Here is a 15,397-nt window from a genome sequence, read left to right as displayed (position 1 = left end):
CAAGCTTCTGCATGCCTACAGGAAACGATCAGGGCTCGGACTGAACAGGTAAGAGACCCTCCCGATGGAGCGTAATCAACAACTACACAATCCAATAAATCACCTGTTAATTCTAAAAACTCAAAACGATGAAAACGAATGAATATCGATTCCATGAGGAGGAATCAAAGAAACGTAAGGCCTTAAAAGAGGCACACAAGCAAGAATTACTTAACGAGGCAGAACACGTCCGAGAAGAAGCCATACGGAACGCATTACAACAGGCAGAGTCCAGGATTCCATTAAGTGTTCCAGAGCTCACCATCCACCTGCAAGGTCTCAGGTACGAGTACAGAAAGCTCCTACAGATGGTTCATGGTTGGATTAACCCTACCAACAGGGATATAGAACGACTGAGAACTGAGAGCTACGAGAACGAGATGAAAGAAACAGGTGCTGATCTCGAAGACGTTAACAACAGACTAAGCAATGATCCTAATGTTGGAAAAACCGCGCCAGATAGTGTATCGCTATCGAAGCGACTGCTGTCTTGGCTTAGCTACCTGCTAGTTCTCACCGAAATAGCGTTTGATGCGTCTGCCTTCTCAAGTTTGAAGTTGTTCTACCTTGTTGCGCTGTTTTTGGCGATTGGTTTCAATATATCCAAGCTGGTCATTATTCAGTTGCTGACCCGATTACTGAAACGGACTGAAAAACTTACTTGGAAAGTGGCAATCATGGCAACAACCCTACTTACCATGACAGGCCTTTTTATGATGGTCGCAAAATTACGCCTTCAAACCTTGGCAAACTCAGGAATTACTGAGACTTCAGGAGAGATGGCTTTCGTGACCCTGAGCCTCTTTTTCTTCGGGGCTATATGGGCTTCTCACTACCTCACTGAACCTATCCGAGGAGAAATCCAAGTGAGCCGTCAAAGATGGCATGACCATCAGAAGACAGCCGAACTGCGCAAGAAAAAGCAACAGCTAGAAGCCCGTCAACAGGAACTGAGAAACCTGTTGGTCGAATCAGCGGTGGAAGGAGAATTGGATAGGAGTGAGGCTGAAGCATTGTTCCAGATGTTGGAAGATCACCATCGGTCAACCCATTCAAAATTTCTGACACTCTACCTGAAAGGCAGAAGCAACAAAGGCGAACGCATCGATGACAGCTTCACCGCAGTAAGGCCAGAGCCTCTTTTCGGAATTGAGGACCGGACATTTTTCACAACCACTAAAAACGATTGATTATGAAAACGCAACATGTAATACTCGCAATACTTGGGTCATGTGCCTTCGTGGCCATGCTAGCTATCGCAGGATCCTTCATCTTTTCATACCACGGAGAAGTCCCTACTCATCGGAGAACCTATTTACTTGATAGGACAAATGAGTTCCAACTTTCCGCCGACAGCGAGCACGTTGAATTGGAGTTCAGTATGGATGAATTGAAACAGTCAAGACGAGTAGTCATTCGTCCAGTGACCGATATCCTGACTGAGGACAGGATACATCTGGAACTTCCTGCCTACCGCATCATCGGAGAATGGAGCACCACAGAGTGGGAGGGACATAAGGATGAGGAATACCGAAGGGGTCAGATTGAGAAGTTTGAACTGGGAGTATCCTCTACCATATCGGAGGTCATGTCCGAACGGATTGGGTACGACCGAACCTCATTCATTCGTTCACTTGTTCAAGAATTACAAAGTCTGAGTGATTACCCCACGGACGACCGCGCTCTTATAGTGTTCTCAGACCTGGCTGAATTCAATGATGAACGGAATTGGCTGGATGCTAGTCCCTCACTTGAAAGGATGAAGAAAGACGACAGGTTAGTTTGGGATGAGATTCCGGGTGCGAAAGAACTTGAATTGAAAGGCATACATATCTTCTTCATCTACCGCCCAACTCAGAATCAAGAAACGTCCTATCGTACCCGCTCGGAGTTCCTCAAACGAAGATTGGAGGAACAAGGAGCAAGGGTGGTGATCCGCGCCAAAGACACGCATCTCAAATTCTAAAGTGATGCAGCAAAAACACCTCCTTCTCTACCTGAGAGATTTCGCCATAGCAGTACTTCGGTTACTGCTATGGCTGATCTGTCTTCTTCTTCAAGCTCTTGGCTTCCTTATAGAAAGCCTTGGCCTTTTCATCAAACGAATGTCGAACTAAAAAAACTCAACCAATGGATTTAGCAATACTGTTATTCAATCTATGGCTCATCGGTGCCATCATTGCACTGCTTGTACTCTTTGCATTGCTACCTAGTGATCAGAGAAGCAAGGAACTTCAAGGAAACTTCGATTCAAGTTTAGGAACGATTTCCATGTGGAACACAGGAGTTGCCATAGCTGGCATCAACAAGCAACTCTCCAAAAGTGCAAGCTACCGTTCCTCTGCCACGATTTCAGGGTCGGGTGGGGGTAAGTCAAGTGTTGTGCTATTACCATCACTTTTTCAGAGTGATACGACATCGAAGCTGGTCCTCGACCCCAAAGGAGAATTACGAACGAAGTCTAGCGGATTTCTTGCTATGACACATAAGGTAGAGGTTCTCAGGTTCAACTCAATGGACAGCTTAGGCTACAACCCATTGAAACGAGCAACGAGCATCACAGCCAAATACAAATTGGCTCATGCCCTTTTCGGCAAGCAATCTGATCACGATTTCTGGGGAAACTCAGGTCAGAACCTCTGCGTTCTACTCTGGCGAATACAGGATTTGATGGCCGAGCAATACAGGACACTTGGCTACACAAATCAGTTGCTCGCTCAAATGCTCGGGAACCCTAAGCAGGTCGACAGTTTCGTAGCTCGAAGCACCATTGATAATCCTGAGGTGTACAACGCTTACAAAGCCTTCATCGCCCAAGATTCTAAGGTTCAAAGCAATGTTATAAGTACAGTGTTAGCAACGCTAAAAATCTTCAATGATCCAATAGTAAATGCAGTGACTGGAAGGGATGATATTGATCTCAGTGCCCTTCGAACCACTCAAACGGTACTATTCGTTGAGAGTGGACTGGACACATATTACCAGCCTCTTGTTAGTTGCTTTTTCGAGCAGGTATTTGATGAAATATTGAGTCAGTACCCCAAAGAGGAAGAACTTGATTTGCTCATGATTTTAGAAGAATTCGGATCCGTGTACGTGCCCTCTTTTCCAATTTTCATTTCAAATTGTAGGGCAAATCGGGTGATGCTCCTCTATGCCTGCCAAAGCTTGGCACAACTTCAAACGACATATCATGGCTCAGCCACAACCATTCTTGATAACACAAATAACCTGATAGCCTTCGGACGGTTATCGGAGGATTTAGCAGGACAGTTTTCCAGAAGATTAGGAAAATGGCAATTTGAAGACGACAAAGGTCACAAGGTCATTAAGAACGCAAAGGAGGTCGATGAACTCATGCACCTCGACCCCGACATGGGAATTCTGACAAGTGGTTCTAAACGTCCAATGCTAGTGAGATTGGCCCCCTACTACAAGTACAGCAAATACAGCAAATATGCGAAGATGCCTCCTGTTGAATTCAAGGGTCACCTTCCAACGCACATACCATATCTCGACCTCGACAAGTTGAACTCAAATACTGGGAGCGATGTATAAGTCAGGAATCAATTTCTGGGATTATCTTGAGATGAAAGGAGCCATGAACGCTGATCGAGATACGAAGGATCGTCTCAGGTTTGAATTTAGAAAGGTCTATCTGCGAGAGTACCAACGTGAGCGCAGAGAGAATCTCACGCCTGTCACCTTGGAATTCACCGATAAGGAGATGAGAAGCATTGTCCCAAAGAGTAATAGGTTCGGCCAAGGTCTCTCTACATATCTTAAGACGTTGGTTTTATCAGAGTTGAACCAAAAACGGATGTTAGAATTCTCAACGATTGAAGTTGTGGCTACCCTTTCCACCTCACTTCAAGTATTGACCCTGATTCAGGGCGACATACTGGACGAGACAAAGAAAACCATGTTGCAAAAGATGATTGGTGATATGGAAAAGCTTATCAAAAAGTTAGAGAATGATTCTCAAGACGCTCACTCGGAAATTGGCATCGTATAAGCAGCTGATATCGTATGTGATGCGTGAAGATGCCCTTGGTGACAAGGGCATTCTTATTCCATGGAATTTGAAAGGCCAATCAATCGAAGATTGGGTGAAAGAATTCGAGGACAATGAGAAACTCCGGCAACTTCATCATAAACATAACATCAAGCTCATACACACGGTGATTGCCTTAGCACCGGACGACTCTAAACATGTGGATGAAGAAGTACTGAAAGCCATGGCGCTCAAATACGTTTCTCTTCGAGGCTTGGATTCAAAATACCTCATCGTGTCACATCATGATGCAGACCATCATCACTTACATCTGGTTGAATCCCCTCTTGACCTTACGGGTAAGAACAAAAGAATGAGTATTGAGTCTTTCCAAGACATGAAGAAAGAATTGCAATTGTACCAACAGATTAATTTCCCTGAATTGCACTACAGTAGCCTCGCGGATCATGGCAAGAAGCATAGAGAGCAGCTTGAGGCTTCAGACAAGGAATACCAAATAAAGCTCCGAAACGGTGTCTTTCATCGAGAGGTCATACGCAACTTTCTTTCCTCTTCCTTAGAACAAGCTGATGGCTTGGATGATTGGTTCGACAACTTAAAGGAGAATCAGTATGAGCCATACTATCGTGGTGGAAAACTCTACGGAGTAGAGCACGAAGGAAGGCGCTTTCGCTTTAATAAACTTGGTGTAAACCAAGAACGGATACAAGGACTATTGCTTGAAAGTGAAAGGTCGATTGAGCTTGCCTCCTTGAGAAATCGACCACTGGATGACCGCTTTGGTATTGAGCGTTAGTCATCCACAGGTCTCCGACCTGCAAAAAGGGGTTCGGGGATTCCCCCGACAAGATGGCTGTTAAATGAAATACTTTCAAGTTTTCAGTAAACAGCAATCTTGCAAAACGTAGTTAAATAAACGCACGTATCCCTATCATAGATGACAAGATAGTTGAAACAACTATGAATAAAGGTTTTTAGGATGAATATTATATCAATTTTAGAACAAGAATAGGAAGCCGTTCTTACTGCGTGAACAGCGAAATGTGATTCCAGAAAAAAGGCAAAAAAATATCTAAGTCAATTATATTAGCATACCACTCATCCATTATAGGGATACATGTGTAAATAAAAAACCACCTACAAGTATTGTGTAGGTGGCTAATGAACTACGTAATCAACGAATTTCACTCATCGTTTGTAGCGTTAAATCTAATACCAAGTAGTCTCACGACATCTTCCGGCGTTAAGTTCTTCTTAGAACTGAATGAAGACCTTTCTTTTAGTTGATTAGAAAGTCCATCACTGTAGTCAATTTTGTACACTGCGACCTGTCCCGTTGATTTTGTCAAGACCTTTCCGCAGAAGATGTCTCCATCCCACCACGTACTTTCAATCTCAAAATCTCGAGTTTCATTTTTCTTCTTGACTAAATCGACATGATCCTGGTAAGTACCTGATAATACTAAATCTTTCATTTTATATACTGTTCAATTTCTTGTCAAGAATTGTACCATGCCTAAAAAAGGTCTGCAAATGTAAAACTTTTTGATTGAGATAACTAAACGGATATAACACACTCATTTATCTTCATTATCACCCAGTCCTTTGTATCTCTTTCCGCCATCATATTTTAGTAATCGTTGCAGTTTGCCACCTATCATAACGTACTCATACTTACCAATATCGTTTGAGGTCTCAACATTTTGGGACGGTAGTCCCATATCCTTATCCCCTAAATTATTTGGGGTGTTCATCAAATTAGAATTGCTTTCCTCGTTCTCCATTGATTCAAGTCCTTGAAATAGTTTAAACAATAATAGTTAATGTCGTCATTAATACAAACCCTACAACCATGACCACAATGGCCCAATTTACAAAGAGTTTATGTTGAGTATGAACGTTGTCGATTATTAGTTTGTTCTTGACGCACACTTTATCGATCTCTTTAATAAACTTACAAGTTGAAATGTTCCATGCTTTGGTTTCAGTCCACTTGTCTTTAACTAGTATTTTAAAATTGTCAAAACGATATGAGGGTGGCGGGGCATCATGAAGGTGAATCGGACGAAGAACCAAAATCAGTTTGAATGAGGAGACTGAAATTGAAATTAACAAGAACATAAAAAGCACAACAACTACGTAGACCTCACCTAAAAGAACAGTTGTGTTATGAAGGTTGGACAGAAGCAATTTCAATTCCGAAATTGTTGAAATTAAATAGTAACCTGTCAGCGTGACATATGCGACATGATATTTTGACAGTCCTCTTAGATCATTTATTTGCGATTCTAATTCACGATAATGGCTCAGGCTCAATCCCATTTGGGTTTCTAGCGATTTAGTGTCCTTAAGCGTGCTTGGGTCGATAAAATTCACCTTATTTCGTCAACTAATTGGTTTGCTAAATTGAACTTACCATAATATTGCATTTCTAGACCATCATAGATAAGTGCTAATATCATGAAATTGATATGCCGTCTGCTTAATGAATCCTTTGATTGTTTCTGAGGTAATTTAGATTCTGAGTCGTTTCGATTTTTCCTCAACTCCATCAGAATGAAGTTATAGAATATTGCTTTATGCTCGTCGTCAAATACATTGAATTGGAAACAACAAAAGCTGTTGTTGTCATCAGAAGCGTCATATACAATATCTAGGATTGGTTTTCCTTGATGAATTAATCTTCCAATCCAGACGTACAACGGAAACGATGCACCCATGATCTTAGAAATGGTGTTAGTTTTCCCCGAATTTTTGAATTCTTTTTTATAATCAATACCAGATTGAAGATAAATTTCCCATTGAGAATTCTTTAGTAGTTCAAGATTAGAAAGGTTGATTTGAACAAAGAACTTATGGAATTTCCGTACACTTTTTCTTATTTCTTCTAGCTTAACTGATATCGATTTGTCAAGTGGGATAATCAGCATATTGGGGATACAAGTGTTAAAATGCGGAATCCCATCTATATAGTGAGTGGTGAAGGTTTCCACGGTCTTTGACGCTGGTACTAATTTACCCTCATCGTTTCTCTTCATCAACGTCAGGGACTCTTTTTCGAATGTCATTTTAGCGTACGGCCCAATGAGGTCATCATGAACGTATAAGCGGTCAATTCGATCCGCAAACTCAACAAATTCACCGCGACCATCAGAAACTTTCTCAGATGACGAAAGTCGGTATCCACAAATAGTTACCAGGTGGTATGAATCGTTTCTTTGGTACCCTAACAGTACCGGTATTTCCGCTTTACAATATCCGTATACATACTTCCTCAGTGTAGGATGATCAAGGCCCACGGAACCCACCCCTGAATACAACCTGTCTAATCCCATACCAAGAGATCTGATAGCTTGAGCTATGTGACCAAAAGTCAATCCAAGTTCCGCATTTTCAAAATCATCAAATATTCCTGTGCTGGATAATGATGATTTGGTTATGTTATGCGGAGATGGTAAATCTGTCCCGAAAAGTCGTGAAGTTTTATGAAAAGCGCACCACAGCGAATTTGTGGCGCATACACCGACCGAAACATCTTGTTGTTGATAACCAAGTGCTCGAATTTTAATCGTCCGCCCTAGAAAATGAATTTCTTCGAGCGTAGTTACTGGATACTTTCGCAGAATTTTGGTTTTATCCTCGTACGGTTTAAGTAATGTAGCACCAAAAATTGAATTTGTAACTGGTTTAATTACGGTATAACCTATATAGCATTTCTCCCAAAATTTATCTAACTTCTCGTTATCATCCGAGTGAAGTAAATCATGAGATAAAGTTTCTGCGTCTATATTGCTGTCAAAAAAATGAATTCGGTAGGTGAACTTTGGATATTCCTTGAACTTTGTTGAATAATGGCTTAAATAATCACCTAGATAAGCCTCGCTTACATAATTGGGTTCGATAATGAATATTTTAGCCTTGAAACCAGCACTGGGATAAGAGAGGTATGAGAAGAGGTAACTGAACCATTTATCCTCATTTACCTCCTTGCCGGTAATTGACATGTTGCAATCGGCAATTGCTTGAGCCAATGAGGCTCTGTCAAACTTTCGAACATCAATATTAGACATGTCAACTATCTTGCTACAATTAAATTAATGTCGGAAAAATAGTCAGACAAATGACTTTTTCATAACAACAAATATCAATTGACTGGCTTTTTATCAACATCAAATCCCGGATGAAGCGAAGTGAACTTATAATCAATCAGGTTACTTGAATTTTTTACGATGAAAGGAAATTTCAACCACCTAACCAAGAACTATAAGGTTCTTATCATTCCTCATTTGGTTTCGATTGACCTAAATAATGTCCATAACACGACAAAACACTGCATGGAGAAATGGATACAATATTTATAAACTAGTTAACCTATTCAAGTGAATGAGATTTGGTTAAAATCATAAATAAAAAAGCTCTTCTATTTGAAGTGCTTTTCAGATTTAGTTCCGGTTTTATATGCCCAACTCACAAGAAAGAGATCGCGCAGTTTCTTCAAAAGAGAACCATGCGAACCAATTTTTCATGTCGCCTTTCACCATAAGTGATTCCCCTATGCTCTCTACATATTCTACTCGCAAGTCTTCGATTTCTTCATAATGAACATCGAAGAAAGCATGCGTGTCCTTGTAGTAGATCAGAGAGCTCACTATACCACTCACGCATCCGTGTGAAAGCAGGTCATTGAAAAATTCTACAGGGTCATGGTAATCAAGTGCTTCTTGTGCAACCGCACCCCTTATTGAGTTTGGCTCATCCAGAACGATTGCTTTAAGTGTCTTTGTAATGTGTGATTTTGTTTTTGTGTCCATATTGCTTTGGCTTAATTGATAATCGAGCCGTACCGCGGACTTGTGATAGAAATAGAGTGCAAGTAGGAATGAGCGAAGCCAGCATTGCTTGCGCATTTCGTGCAACGTCCATAATGGAGAGTGTTCAATTCAGAGCAGGACCAAACAGAATCTTACATAAAGACCGAGCAACGTTGGACTAGCCACAGTAAGGGTGAAGAAGCGATTACATGATACAATCATCGACAAAAGAGGAATATGACTCCCGTGTTAAGATGATGTGGTCGAGCAACACAATCTCAAAGAGCTTGCATCCATCCTTGATTTTCTGTGTAAGAGCCATGTCGGATTGACTTGGCTTTACATTCCCTGATGGGTGATTATGACAAAGAACTATGGCGCATGAATTCGTATTGATTGCGAGTTGAAAAATTTCAATCAAGTTGACTGTACATCCTGATACGGAACCCATACCAATCATTGAAACTCCAAGTACTCGGTTTGCCCTGTTCAAGAGGGCGACCCAAAAGGATTCTTTCAGATCTATTGTCTTTGGGTTAAATACTGCCCTAAACAACTTTTCACAATCTTTAGAATCCGCTATTTTCTTCATGGAATCAAATGCTGGTCGTTCGTATTGAATCTCTAATTCTTTCACAACTACGTGGTTAATTGAATCTCGTTTTACCATTGTTTTTCACTCATTGTAGTTCTGACGAAAGAGGCCAAACAGAAGTGAAAATATGTCATAGAGAAGTCGCAGAATCCACCACTTCCAAGCACAGTTCATGAGGAATCTTCGACCGCTCAAAACTGTTCTTCATGCCCTGCGTTCCCGTATGACTTCCTCGTGGTGCTGAAATATGACAAGAGGCACCTGGTCGACACATAGATCTTGGTTTCCACTGAGGGTTGTTCGTCCAAATATCAGTAGGCTTCATTCTAAAATCTCCATACTGACAGTACGTGACCGTGTGCCTGATTGGAAGGTTCTGCATCATGGGCATTTTCCGTAACGCTCCTCGTGGATTCTCAAGATACCAAACAAGGTTCGGATTCAGTTTCTGAAATTCACGGATAAGCCAAAGGGTTCTGCGAACAATTTTGAGGCCTTCAATAGCTTTAGCTGTTTGTGGGATATATCGCCCATCAACCTTCTTCCAATGTCTCCACATGCTTGCAACACTAAACGTGGTGCATGGTGGAGATGCCCATATGACATCAGGAACGAAAGGAATATCCTCCGGATTGAGATGAAGAATATTCTTGACTAGATCAATACCCTCGAATCCTTCTATGTCAGTCGAGAAGGATTCTACGTTCAGTTGTGCTGCTGCCTTTCCTATTGAACGACTTCCAGCGAATAGTTCGAGTATTCTCATACCCGAATTGTCCTCTAATGCTTGAGCACTTACTAGAAGTCAGAATATGCAATAGCATATATTCCCTACTGTTTCAGGAATGTGTTGCCTGAGATACTTTGAGTATGGCCAACAGTGGAAATGGAGACATAAGCTATTTCGCAAAAACCACCTTCAGAAACGCAGGTGTTCCTTTTGGAATCAAGCAGGCTGACCGCCTTTTGCACACATACATCATTGGGAAAACAGGTACGGGAAAGAGTACCCTTTTAGAAACCCTTATGACCCAGGACGCCATCCACAATCGAGGCTTTTGCCTCATTGATCCCCATGGTGACCTAGTGAACCGAATACTCCAAAAGATTCCACCCAATCGAAAGAATGATGTGGTCTATATCGATGTCACCAACCCCAATCAATCCTTTGGGTACAATCCACTTCGAAAGGTCAGTTATGAGAAACGAGCGCTTGTAGCATCTTCAATTTTAGAAACCCTCAAGAAGCTCTGGTTTGATGCGTGGGGTGTAAAACTCGAACACATCTTGAGATTCACCCTTCTCGCTCTTCTTGATCAACCAGAAGCTGATATTTCCCAAGTTTCAACCATGCTCATGGACAAGGAATTCAGAAAGAAAGCCTTGGAACATGTGGAGAATCCTGAGGTACGTAACTTCTGGACTAAGGAGTTTCCTCGGTATTCATACTACGACATACTTCCTGCATTGAATAAGGTAGGAGGGATGCTTGCATATCCTGCCATCAAACGAATATTGGTGGACAACAAGGACAGAATATCTCTTCGGTCTTTGATGGATGAAAAGAAAATCCTCTTGGTCAACCTATCAAAAGGAGCAGTTGGAGAAGATGTGGCCCATATCCTCGGTGCGGTACTTCTCACTTCCCTATCATCAGCAGCTTTTAGCCGTGTCGACAAGCAAGAATCCGAACGAGTTCCATTCCATATTTTTCTTGATGAATTCCAAAATTTCACGACTCTCTCATTGGTCAATATGCTCTCAGAACTACGAAAGTTTAAAGTAGGGATGGTTATGGCTCACCAATACATGGATCAGCTACCTCTTGAACTTAGAAATGCCGTATTGGGAAACATTGGAACACATATCTCATTCAGAGTAGATGCCTTTGATGCGGACTATATGGCAAAGAAAATGTCTCCTGTATTTGAACCCATTGATTTCATGTCACTCCCAAACTACCACATTTACTTGACCTTGATGATAGATGGCAAGCCATCAAAACCGTTTAGCAGTTATACCTTGAGCATCAATCCAGTTGGTTTCTAACCGCCTCGTCATCCATTTTCTTCGCTTGTTTCAGGTATCCTGTGCGGAGCTGCCTAAATACTGAAGCAATTTTAGGATACTTAACTTGATGATATTCTTCAAGCTTAAGGAAGTAGTCGGCATGACCTCGTTCTATTTCACCGCCAGCATAAACACCTCGGCTAGAGGAGCCGCGTTGGTTGTATAGAGCTCTTGACAGTCCTCTTAGTATAGATTCACTTTCATAGCCTTCAAGTTTTTTACATAAGCCATCAGGCAGCCAGCCGTTAAATTTTCCTTGTGGAAATTCTGCTAAAATTTCACCAATACGTGAATCGGCAACGTCTAGTCTACTACATGCTTTTGCTTGCTCTCTCACTTGTTCGATCCACTCTATCAACTTGGCTTCAGCAACACCGTCATCAGTTTTTCCCGGTATTAATTTCCAAGAGCTGAGGATTCTGTATGCAGCCATGCTTCGATTCGAAAGAGTCTTATCGTCAACATCTTTCACCTCTAACTCTCTTTGCTCGTCACTTTCCGGCTTATATAGCCACGACAAAACCGTAATGAACGATTCGGCATTCGAACTTAACTCCTCGTGTAAGGTCTTCAGGTTTCTATTGTTTCCATACGACTCTAAAACCGGTAAGTACAGAAGTTCAAGTTGAATCAACTTATCTCTCTCAATATCACCTCTTACGTCAAGCTCTGTAAAAAGCTGTTCAATCTCATAACTCCGACCACCAAATGCTTCATCAGGGGTTCTTGAACCTGCACTATGTAGAACCTCAAAAATGACTTTAGTTGGGATATGTTCTCGGTGGTAAAAAGCCACTTGTATACAAGTCGCATGCCGTTGGACTAGTATCAACTTATTCAGTTGATATTCAGCATTCTCTTTTTTTAGTTCATGAAGAACTGGCCTCATGTGTTTCCAATAGCCAGTAACAACCTCGTCTTTCAAAGAGTTTATGTATTTCCACAAGTCTGGAGTACTTTCCACTGAAATCAGGAATGAGACTAACTTATCAGGGTCTAGGCCCTTTTGTTCTAGCTGCTCAAATGTCCTTGTAACCCAATCTGTTCCTTTTTCTCTTGCGCTGTGAAAGATATAGCCAGAAATAAAACGATCATTTGTTTCTATCCCCAGATATTCCTCAAGAATCTGATATTCTTGCTTGTCTGTCAAATAAGCTTGTGCTAGAGATTGACCGAGATACCAACCATCCTCAAGACGCTCTTTGAGCTCTTTTATGGAATCAAAACCGTCACTTTCTACAAGTGCATTTAAAGCCTTAATTCGTTCTTGAGAAATTCGTTCCTCACGCTCTTTGTGGGAATCAGAAAAGTTTAATGAGTCATACGCCTTCGAATCCGCAAAACTTGGACCATGTTCAGCAAATAACCACTCGATGCTATCTACTCCTTCACCAGGTGAGTATTTTGTATACAACTCAGCATACGGTTGCAGATCTGCTTCAGATAATGCCCACTTGGCATCTGGGTGTGATCTGTGATGAGATAAGTGCTTACGCAACGTGTGCCACACTAAATGATTTGTTTCATCCAGTGTTCCTGCTAGTTCAGATGCCTTTTTTATGATTATTGCTCTGTCAGCAGGAGCAAGGTTGTCAGATTCTTCAAGGAGATTGGCAATTCGGTCTTCAGATTTTCCGACCCTATCTATGAGGAGTTTTACAATTCTAGTGTGGGTGCTGTATAGCTCTTCATAAGTGGTTAGGACCTTAAATGACTTCTCAAACATTCGCCACCGTGGTTTATGAGTTGGTTGCCCCATATCGTGGAACTTCGGGAGTAAGCTCACGAGGAGTTTCCAACCAACTTCAGGAACACTGTCAGCTATTCTGTTCAATACCACTAATCTATCTTCTTGCGAAGTAAAAGTCTGAATGTGCCATGGTTTGAAGATTTCACGTAATGAGTTGTCCGGTCTGTTGGCAAGATTTCCACCTGGGTCAAGAGCAGCAAGCTTGGCTAAAATAATGGCGACATCGGAAATATATTCTGGCATCCATGCCAACCCTTCCAAAGCCCAAAGAAGACCTGTGTGATGGCTGTTTGGGGATATGATCCCATCCACCTCTTCAAACATGCCCATAATAGATTGTGTTGAGGAATTTAACGAGTCTAAAACCGCTTGGATGAATGATTCCGGAGATGCTTCAGCGATTAACGGCATTATTCTATCTAGTGATATCCAAAGTTGGCTATCTGCTCTATCCAACATCTGAGCAACAATTTCATCAACCCATGATTGAGAATCTCCATCACTGAATAGCTTCAGCCCAACCCCGTATAGTGCAACTAAAATCATTGACTGACATAATCCCTCTCTACAATCTGAGGAATACATGTATTCTCTTGAAAAGAAGGTGAAAGCGTGATTTGGTACGTCAACCTCAATTGGCTTATTATTCAACAGAACCTCTTCGAAAGCCTTTTTGAAAGACACCATATGTTCATGGGAAATGTACTCTGCCAAGTTCCTCCAAACGATTAATGGGGACGATATTCTCCAAGTACTTCCGATTTGAATAATTGGAGGAACTGGGTCAGATTTCCATCTGGATAGCTTCTGTACATATTGTTCGTATGGCAACCCCGAAATGGTTTCCAAAATTTTCTTGTCTCCACTGCTCTCCTCGTTCCATTTCCCAACAATTAAAGCTGCAAGTAAATCAGTTGCAAACTCTGCTTTATTCCAGTCTACATTTAAAGGTGGAAATCCAAGCCGTTCTTTAAGAAGTGTAATGTTGTTAGCAGATTCTTTAATGAATCGTCTTGCCTGATCATAATCAATGCCAAGTTTCACTAGCTCCTCGGTCAAAATAACACCATCAAGAAGGGGTAGTAAATCTGGGTTTGGATTGAAATTATCATCTGCTCCAAGTGGAACTAGGACGTGATGACCATCCTCCACTGCAGTGTAAATGGGTCTGTAGTCTTCAAAATTGGCAACTAGGTTTAATTTTTTTCCTGATTTTGCCATTTGCCTAAATTGACGTGGGTCGCTTACCACAAGACATTTATGGAAAAATGCCTTTGACCTGACTGTATCACTGAACTGAAATGCAGATGCAATTATGAAGGCTATTGCCTCGTCTCTTGATGAAGCCTTTATGGCTAAAATACCTGGATTTCCAGCCAAAAAAGTGTCAATCTGAGTAGAGTCGTGCAAACGACCAGCTGTTAGCATTTCACAGCTAAGTTTATACGGGCCAGTACTGAACTCTCTCCAACTTTCTTCTGCAGTAAGTATATCGTCAATAGAAGCACCAGTTACTTGTTTATAGAATTCTCGACCAACGGCAGGGGCCAAATCAATCCATTCTTCAAGGTCATTGCAATTCAGCACCCTAATATCCTCCCAAACTCCATCTGCTTTCCTTTCCTCAATCCAAACATCTTTATCCACCCAAGGCTCAGTAGTAACAAAAACGAAAGTGCATTTTGACAAAGTTTGACCTCTGGGATTAGTCGTTCTCTTGTCGTAGTCTTCTTGGGCTTTGGTTTTTGGTCCAGGCTCAGTTCCAAATTCCCAGATAGAACGACCCTCAGGAACATAGGCGTGTTCTTCGGTACAATCTACGATTCCGTCAAATCCTGAAGTCGTAACCGCACTGCCAGATGGGAAATGTATTCTAGTAGAGAACCCTGATGTGGCTCTTGATAATTTCGCTAAGAGAACAGGTAGTTGGCCTTTTGATCCAAATGATTTACCCCAAGCTTTTATATCGTCTCGATCAATAATTCTCATAGTAATAGAACTTAAGAATAAATAATTACCACCGCCACCAAGTTAACCGATTTCCTTCTATTTAAACCCATAATCGACACCTCGCTGAAGTGGCGGTGGTAACGGTACTTTGATTTCGAAAGGAACAA

Annotated in this window: 13 protein-coding genes; 6 read left to right on the top strand and 7 right to left on the bottom strand. The window is 41.6% G+C overall.

Going from position 1 to position 15,397, the window contains the following annotated elements:
- The first annotated feature begins 128 nt into the window (after positions 1-128).
- From K9J17_02590 to K9J17_02570, 5 genes are all read left to right on the top strand, one after another.
- Positions 129-1,229 (top strand): hypothetical protein, encoded by a 1,101-nt coding sequence (locus K9J17_02590; protein MCF8275597.1) that lies wholly within the window; start codon positions 129-131, stop codon positions 1,227-1,229.
- A gap of 2 nt (positions 1,230-1,231) precedes the next feature.
- Positions 1,232-2,005 carry a hypothetical protein gene (locus K9J17_02585; GenBank protein MCF8275596.1) on the top strand — a complete coding sequence of 258 codons (774 nt, stop codon included), beginning with the start codon at positions 1,232-1,234 and terminating at the stop codon, positions 2,003-2,005.
- A 164-nt stretch (positions 2,006-2,169) separates the two neighbouring features.
- Entirely contained in the window at positions 2,170-3,597 is a 1,428-nt protein-coding gene (locus K9J17_02580; GenBank protein MCF8275595.1) for a type IV secretory system conjugative DNA transfer family protein, read from the top strand.
- Positions 3,590-4,054, top strand: coding sequence for a hypothetical protein (locus K9J17_02575; GenBank protein MCF8275594.1), 465 nt, complete (start codon positions 3,590-3,592; stop codon positions 4,052-4,054). Before K9J17_02580 ends, K9J17_02575 begins: the two co-directional genes overlap by 8 nt.
- Positions 4,014-4,850: a hypothetical protein gene (locus tag K9J17_02570; protein MCF8275593.1), complete on the top strand. Its 837-nt coding sequence runs from the start codon at positions 4,014-4,016 to the stop codon at positions 4,848-4,850. Before K9J17_02575 ends, K9J17_02570 begins: the two co-directional genes overlap by 41 nt.
- A 388-nt stretch (positions 4,851-5,238) precedes the next feature.
- Here the strand turns inward: K9J17_02570 and K9J17_02565 are convergent, their stop codons facing one another.
- The 6 genes from K9J17_02565 to K9J17_02540 form a co-directional block, all read right to left on the bottom strand.
- The gene (locus K9J17_02565) at positions 5,239-5,529 is read right to left on the bottom strand and encodes a hypothetical protein (protein ID MCF8275592.1); all 291 of its coding nucleotides are present in this window, start codon (positions 5,527-5,529) and stop codon (positions 5,239-5,241) included.
- A 102-nt stretch (positions 5,530-5,631) separates the two neighbouring features.
- A complete protein-coding gene (locus K9J17_02560; protein MCF8275591.1) occupies positions 5,632-5,838 on the bottom strand; it encodes a hypothetical protein in 207 nt (68 codons plus the stop codon).
- A 588-nt stretch (positions 5,839-6,426) separates the two neighbouring features.
- Positions 6,427-8,124, bottom strand: a complete 1,698-nt coding sequence (locus K9J17_02555; GenBank protein MCF8275590.1) for a hypothetical protein — start codon at positions 8,122-8,124, stop codon at positions 6,427-6,429.
- 384 nt (positions 8,125-8,508) lie between these two features.
- On the bottom strand, positions 8,509-8,865 hold the full coding sequence (locus tag K9J17_02550; protein MCF8275589.1) for a hypothetical protein: 357 nt from the start codon (positions 8,863-8,865) through the stop codon (positions 8,509-8,511).
- A gap of 205 nt (positions 8,866-9,070) precedes the next feature.
- The gene (locus K9J17_02545; protein ID MCF8275588.1) at positions 9,071-9,502 is read right to left on the bottom strand and encodes a JAB domain-containing protein; all 432 of its coding nucleotides are present in this window, start codon (positions 9,500-9,502) and stop codon (positions 9,071-9,073) included.
- An 88-nt stretch (positions 9,503-9,590) separates the two neighbouring features.
- The gene (locus K9J17_02540; protein ID MCF8275587.1) at positions 9,591-10,226 is read right to left on the bottom strand and encodes a hypothetical protein; all 636 of its coding nucleotides are present in this window, start codon (positions 10,224-10,226) and stop codon (positions 9,591-9,593) included.
- Positions 10,227-10,330: 104 nt separating this feature from the next.
- Between K9J17_02540 and K9J17_02535 the strand changes: the two genes are divergently transcribed.
- Complete coding sequence (locus K9J17_02535) at positions 10,331-11,509, top strand: type IV secretion system DNA-binding domain-containing protein (GenBank protein ID MCF8275586.1); 1,179 nt, start codon at positions 10,331-10,333, stop codon at positions 11,507-11,509.
- Here K9J17_02535 and K9J17_02530 read toward each other — a convergent pair.
- Positions 11,490-15,269 (bottom strand): hypothetical protein, encoded by a 3,780-nt coding sequence (locus K9J17_02530; GenBank protein MCF8275585.1) that lies wholly within the window; start codon positions 15,267-15,269, stop codon positions 11,490-11,492. The genes K9J17_02535 and K9J17_02530 overlap by 20 nt on opposite strands.
- Positions 15,270-15,397 lie beyond the last annotated feature (128 nt).

The organism is Flavobacteriales bacterium, from assembly GCA_021739695.1.
Lineage (GTDB): Bacteria > Bacteroidota > Bacteroidia > UBA10329 > UBA10329 > UBA10329.
The sequence above is the reverse complement of the archived record's forward strand: the minus strand, read 5'-3'. Positions and strand labels throughout refer to the sequence as shown.

What these genes read in the sequence shown, in the direction of transcription:
- K9J17_02590 (MCF8275597.1), top strand. Translation starts at nt 129, where the DNA reads ATGAAAACGAATGAATATCGATTCCATGAGGAGGAATCAAAGAAACGT.
- K9J17_02585 (MCF8275596.1), top strand. Translation starts at nt 1,232, where the DNA reads ATGAAAACGCAACATGTAATACTCGCAATACTTGGGTCATGTGCCTTC.
- K9J17_02580 (MCF8275595.1), top strand. Translation starts at nt 2,170, where the DNA reads ATGGATTTAGCAATACTGTTATTCAATCTATGGCTCATCGGTGCCATC.
- K9J17_02575 (MCF8275594.1), top strand. Translation starts at nt 3,590, where the DNA reads ATGTATAAGTCAGGAATCAATTTCTGGGATTATCTTGAGATGAAAGGA.
- K9J17_02570 (MCF8275593.1), top strand. Translation starts at nt 4,014, where the DNA reads ATGATTCTCAAGACGCTCACTCGGAAATTGGCATCGTATAAGCAGCTG.
- K9J17_02565 (MCF8275592.1), bottom strand. Translation starts at nt 5,529, where the DNA reads ATGAAAGATTTAGTATTATCAGGTACTTACCAGGATCATGTCGATTTA.
- K9J17_02560 (MCF8275591.1), bottom strand. Translation starts at nt 5,838, where the DNA reads ATGGAGAACGAGGAAAGCAATTCTAATTTGATGAACACCCCAAATAAT.
- K9J17_02555 (MCF8275590.1), bottom strand. Translation starts at nt 8,124, where the DNA reads ATGTCTAATATTGATGTTCGAAAGTTTGACAGAGCCTCATTGGCTCAA.
- K9J17_02550 (MCF8275589.1), bottom strand. Translation starts at nt 8,865, where the DNA reads ATGGACACAAAAACAAAATCACACATTACAAAGACACTTAAAGCAATC.
- K9J17_02540 (MCF8275587.1), bottom strand. Translation starts at nt 10,226, where the DNA reads ATGAGAATACTCGAACTATTCGCTGGAAGTCGTTCAATAGGAAAGGCA.
- K9J17_02535 (MCF8275586.1), top strand. Translation starts at nt 10,331, where the DNA reads ATGGCCAACAGTGGAAATGGAGACATAAGCTATTTCGCAAAAACCACC.
- K9J17_02530 (MCF8275585.1), bottom strand. Translation starts at nt 15,269, where the DNA reads ATGAGAATTATTGATCGAGACGATATAAAAGCTTGGGGTAAATCATTT.